The sequence below is a fragment of the Streptomyces sp. H39-C1 genome (assembly GCF_027158125.1).
Classification (GTDB): Bacteria; Actinomycetota; Actinomycetes; order Streptomycetales; family Streptomycetaceae; genus Actinacidiphila; species Actinacidiphila fildesensis.
This window is the reverse complement of sequence record NZ_JAPVLS010000181.1, coordinates 806-6,455: the sequence shown is the minus strand read 5'-3', so window position 1 is coordinate 6,455 and position 5,650 is coordinate 806. Positions and strand designations below refer to the sequence as shown.

General features: G+C 76.0%; 2 protein-coding genes. Both read right to left on the bottom strand.

The window, feature by feature from the left end:
* Positions 1-3,243: type 2 lanthipeptide synthetase LanM (locus tag O3W51_RS46765; protein WP_269290108.1), on the bottom strand; the 3,243-nt coding region annotated here is incomplete at its 3' end.
* Between the two features lies 1 nt (position 3,244).
* The gene (locus tag O3W51_RS46760; protein WP_269290107.1) at positions 3,245-5,536 is read right to left on the bottom strand and encodes an ATP-binding cassette domain-containing protein; all 2,292 of its coding nucleotides are present in this window, start codon (positions 5,534-5,536) and stop codon (positions 3,245-3,247) included.
* Positions 5,537-5,650: the final 114 nt, after the last annotated feature.

The following is a 5,650-nucleotide window of genomic DNA, read 5'->3' as shown; positions in this document are numbered from 1 at the left end:
GAGGACGCCGGCCGCTTCCCGGCCGTCGAAGAACGGTCCCGGCACCAGGGTCTCGGCGGTGCTGCCGGCGAGGTCGTCGTCCAGGGTGTGCAGCAGGCCGGCCTCGGCCGAGGTCAGTGCCTCGCCCGCTGCGGCGACCAGTTCGCGGGTGCCGAGCGCCGCGATCTCGGCGGCGGTGACGGGCGGGGTGAGCCAGGCGAGGTCGCCGGGGTGGACGGCGCCGGTGCCCAGCGAGACGGCGGTGTCCAGGCAGGCCAGCCGTCCGCCGCGGGCGGTCGTCGTGAACCGGTGCGCGCGCAGCAGCGCGCGGGCGGCGTCGGGATCGGCCAGCAGGCCGGGCGCCTCCGCGACGGTACGGGCGAGGGCCGCGGCAATGCTGTCGGCGCCGGTCGGCACCAGGTCGAGGAAGGTCGCCGGGGTGGTGAAGCGGCCGGCCGGGGCGTCGCCCGCCAGTTCCCGGCGAGCGGCCTCGGCGAGGTCGCGGATCGCCGCGTCGGCGTCGGTGGCGACGCCCGTCGTTCCGGCGCCTGTGGCGCGGCGCAGCCGCAGCAGGTTCAGCAGCAGCCCGGCCGCGCCCAACGGGCTGTCCTGGTACGGGAGCCGGTCGGCGTCGCGGGCCGAGGACCGGCCGGCGGGCGCCGCCGCGAGGGCCGCCGCTCCGGGGACCAGTGCCCGCGCCACGTCGAGGAAGGCGGGCTCGGCGAGGGTTTCGGCGCCGCGGGCCAGGGCGTGGATGAGGGAGCCGGGTCCGGCGAGACCGCCGGGCACCGGGACCCCCGAGGCCAGCCGGGTGTCGCGGGCGAAGCCGAAGGAGGCCGGGTGGCGCGGGTCGATGAGGGAAGCCGCGGCCCACAGCGTCTCGTGCGCCGCCTGCCGGAAGCGCGGCGACCCGGTCGCCGACCACAGTTCGGCAAGGAACAGCGCCACGCCGACACCGCTGGTGACGAGGTCGACGCCGCTGAGCACCTCGACCTGGCGCAGCCCGGTGGCCGGGTACCAGCTCAGCCCGATCCAGCCGCCGCCCGCGGCGGTGCGCTGCCGGTCGGCGAGCATCCGGTCGCCCAGCCGCACGGCGTGGTCGAGGAGTTCACCGGACGTCGGTACGGAGAGCGAGGCCGGTCCCCGGGAGGCGGTGGTGGCCGGCGGGAGCTGCGTCCCGGACCGTGCCGCGTCGATGCAGCCGGAGAGGACCGCGGTGTGCAGATCCAGGTCGAAGCGGTCGAGTTCGGTGATGCGGGCGTGCAGCCGGTCCCAGGCGGTGCTCTGGAAGTGACCGGGGATCTCGTGGCCCTGGGCGGTGAACACCGAGGACGACGTGGTCAGCGAGCGGAAGAACGGGATGTCCAGGACGCGGTAGGAGTCGAGTTCGCTGAGCACCACCTCCAGCAGGTCGCCGCGTGCGCTGTCGCCGGCGCGGGCGGCCACGGCGCCGCGCAGGGCGCCGGCGATCACGGTCTCGCGGGTGGCGCCGTCGGAGAGCGCGAGCGGGCTGGTCGAGGTGCGCAGGATCTTGTAGCCGTCCCAGGTGTGCCGCCAGATGTAGCGCACCCAGACGCCCTTGAAGCCGGCCAGCGGGCCGTCGGGGGACGCCAGCCGGTCCCGCATCCCGGCGAGTGTGCGGTGCATGTCGCGGTAGCCCGCGACGACCTCGTCCGCGTACTCCCACGGGTCGGCCTTCTCGCCGCCGTGCACCGGCCGGTACGGCGGCAGTGGCAGGGCGGGCTTGCCGGGTTCGATCTCCAGGTCATCGGCGCGGGAGAGGCAGCCGATGTCCACCACCGGGCGGTCCTTGGACGGCACCCACGGCTGCACGGCCATGGCCGTGCGCACGACGGTCGACTCCAGTACGTCCAGCAGTCCACCCTGGCCCGCGGGCAGCGCCGGCGGGGTCTGGACCCGCGGGTAGAGCAGGCACTCCAGATCGGTGATGACCGGATACTCGCCGCTGGCCAGCAGGTTGTCGGACCACAGGTCGCGGCCTTCGAGCAGCTGCACCAGCCGGACGGTCATCCCGAGCCGGCGGTAGAAGCGGGCGAAGCCCTCCCGGTCGGTGCAGGGCAGCGCGGGAACGAGCTCCTCCCAGCCGTAGGCGTCGCCGTGGTCGGGCTCGTGCTCGGTCGCCGGATCGGCGGCGGGGCCGGTCGCGGCGCCGTCGTCCGGTGCGCTGTGGTCGCTGCGCACCAGCACGGTGCGGACGTGGAGTTCGGGTGACAGGCCCGCGGCGTTGAGGTCACGGACCAGGTCCATGTAGGCCGTGGCGTGCCGCAGGTCCTTCGGCTTGTAGACGACGCCTTGGCCGTCCGCGAAGTGCAGCAGCGCGACGGACCGGCCGCCCGCGTGGCGGTCGCCCGCGTCACCGTGCACCGCGGCCAGCGCGCCCGGGTCGGCGCCGTCCCAGAGGCGGGTGCGCAGCAGTTCCCGGTCGGAGGCGAGCCGGGCGAACATCTCGGTGTAGACGTGCTGCCAGTGGCGGCAGGCGGTGCCGACGAGGAAGGCGAGCGCGGGCAGCCGTTCCAGCCGGGCCAGCCAGCCCTCCTGCGAGGCGTCGGGGCCGCCCTGCGCGTCCCAGTCACCACCGCCGGGGTGCGCGGACGACGACTGGACCTCGTAGCGCATCGGCAGGTCCAGCGCCTCGGTCAGCCGCCGCACCAGGGTCTCCGCCAGGTCGGCCCGCGCGGAGTCGAGCACCTGGACACCGAGCACGGACGCGGTGTCCGCGGCTCCCGTGAGGTCGTAGGGCAGCAGGGCTCCGGCGGCGGTGCGGAAGGACGCGGTGATCGCACCCGGTGCGACGGTCTCGGCGGTGGGGGCGGCGGGCTGGGCGCGCAGGAAGCCGATGAGGGCGTGCGCCCAGTCCGGGACGACGGACGGGTCGCGCAGCGCGACCGGCCGCAGCCCGTCGCCGAGTTCACGGCCGGTGGCCGCCAGGTGGTCGAGCAGCACCCCGGCCGACGCCGGGTCGCCCGCCGCCCGCCGCAGCCAGCCCGCGACGGCGGTGGAACGGCTGTGCTGTTCGTCCTCGGCGGCGGCGAAGACGGGTGGTCCGGCCCCGTCCGGTGTCCCGTCGGCGGTGGTCGAGGCCGCGGCGCGCTCCGGGAAGGAGGCGGCCAGGGCGATCACGGCACGCAGCCGGTCGTCACCGCGGGGGACGCCGGGCAGGAGCGTGCCGTCGCCCGCCGGGGACCCGGCGGCCGTTCCCGGCACGGCGGGGGTGGTGAGCCAGGCCTGCAGGTCGAGCGTCATCTCAGATCTCCTGGGGTCGGACGAGGCGGGTGAACAGGGGGTCGTGGTCGAGCAGTTCGTCGTAGGTCCCCGAGGCGGTGACCCGCCCGGCGTCCATGACGTGGATGCGGTCGGCCCGGCGGATGGTGCTGAGCCGGTGGGCGATGACGATGCGGGTGCGGTCGAGGGCGGCCACGGCGTCGGCGACGTGGGCCTGGGTGGCGTTGTCGAGGGCGGATGTCGCCTCGTCGAGCAGCAGCACGGCGGGGCGTCTGACCAGCGCGCGGGCGAGCAGGATGCGCTGGATCTGACCACCCGAGAAACCCTGCGCGTCCTCACCGATGCGAGTGCCCAGGCCGAGCGGCAGGGCCCGGAGTTCGGCGGCGATGCCGGCTTGTTCCGCGGCGGCCCAGACGTCGTCCTCGGTGACGTCGGGGTCGGTGCCCGCCAGGTTCTCCAGCAGGTTGCCGCGCAGCGTCCGCCCGTTCTGCAGGACGGTGCCCAACTGTCCGCGCACCAGGCGCAGATCGAGGGCGGCGAGGTCCTGTCCGTCATGCCGCACGGTTCCGGACTCGGGGATGTCGAACCCCAGGATCAGCCGGATCAGTGTGGACTTGCCGGCGCCGGACGCTCCGACGACGGCGACGAACTCGCCCTCCTCGGCCCGCAGGCTGACACGGTCCAGAGCCGGCACCGCAGCGCCCGGGTAGCGGAAGGTCACCTCTTCGAGGGCGACCGCGCCGCCCAGCACCCCGGGGTCGCGGCGGTGCGGTCCCGAGGCGGGGACGGCGGGCGCCGCGAGCACCGGCCGCAGCCGGTCCAGCACCGGCGCGATGCCGTACGCGGTGGCCGCCGCGTGGGTGAGCTGGCCGAGTGCCAGCGCCACCTGTCCGGCCGCGATACCGGCTGCCATCAGATGCCCTGCGGAGACGCCCCCGGCGCCCCCGGCGGCTGTCGCCGCCAGCAGCACGGCGAGCAGCAGCGGTTGCAGAGCGGCGGTGACGGCGCCCGATGCGGCGTCGGTGCGCATCGCGGCGGCGTCGGCGCGCTTCTGCCGGGCGAAGGGCCCGGCCCAGCGGGCGAAGGCCTGGATCTCGCGCCCCGCCGTCTGGAGCTTGTCGATGCCCAGCAGCAGCCCGTACAGCACTCCGTGCAGCCGGCCGTGCAGCGCGTACACCTCGGATTCGTACCGTTGCCTGCGCCGTCCCAGCAGGAGCAGGACGGTGACGGCGGCGACGGCGGCGGCCAGCAGCACACCGCCGAGCCGCAGATCCACGGTGAGCAGCAGCAGAAGTCCCGACAGCGAGAAGAACGCTCCCAGTACCGCGGAGACCAGCACTTCCGACAGTGCCTGCCGGGCCTCGGCGACGGCGTTGGCCCGGTGCACGAGGTCGCCGGTGGAGAAGTCCCGGAAGAACCGGGCGTCATGGGTGAGCAGCCGGTCCCAGACGGCCGGTTCCAGCGCCGCCTGGATGCGTCCGGTGAGCCGCACGGCGGCGGTGTTGCGGACCAGCAGGAGCAGGAGTCCCGCCGCCGAGGCCGCGCCGAGCAGCAGCGCCAGCCAGCGCAGCGGGTGGCGGTCGGCGGCCAGCAGCCGCGGCACGAGCAGACCGGCGCTCAGTGGCACGAGCAGCGTCAGAACGGCGGTGAGCAGACCGGCGCCCGCGAGGACCACCAGGTCGCGCCGGGTGCCGGGGGCGCCGAGCGCGAAGCGCAGCAATGACCCGGGGGTCGGGGTGCCGGGCGGCAGCGGCCGGTAGAGCAGCAGCGCCTGGCGTGAGCAGGCGGGTCCCGCCGGCCGGCGCCGGGCCCCGCCGGTGTCCCGGGCCGCCGGATCGTGCACCAGAGGGCCCCGGCCGCGCGGCACGAGGGCGAGCGGGCGGCCGACGTCGGAGGCGCACGCGATCATCGCACCGGCGGTGCCACCGGGATCACCGTGAACGTCGTCGCCGTCCGGACTCTTTGCGCCCTTGGGCGCCTTGGCGGCCGGGAGGGTGACCTGCCGCCAGCGCACGCCCAGCCGCCGCAGCAGGGCGATCAGCGGGTCGCGGGCAGTGCGCACCGAGGCGGGCAGTTGGGCCGGCACCTCGATCCCCAGGGCGGGGCCGAGGGCCGCGAGCACGGCGAGTGCGTGGGCGGCGGCGTCCGGCGGTGGGACGGCCACCGCGCGGGCCTCCCCGCTCGGGCGGCGGGCCGCCGGGCCGAGCCCGTCGAGCGCGGCCGCGAGGGTCGCGCGGTTGGCCGCCGCCGTCGCGTTCAGTGCGGCCGTCGCGTCGGCGGCGCGGCTGCGCTCCGCCTGCTGAGTGGGCGTCATGACTGCTCCTGAACAGGACGGTTCGGGGTCGATGCGACCGGGGCGGCGGCGGTGGCGTCCTGGCCACCGGCCTCGGACAGCAGCGTCCGGTAGCGGCCCGGCACCGCGGCCAGT

What these genes read in the sequence shown, in the direction of transcription:
- O3W51_RS46760 (WP_269290107.1), bottom strand. Translation starts at nt 5,536, where the DNA reads ATGACGCCCACTCAGCAGGCGGAGCGCAGCCGCGCCGCCGACGCGACG.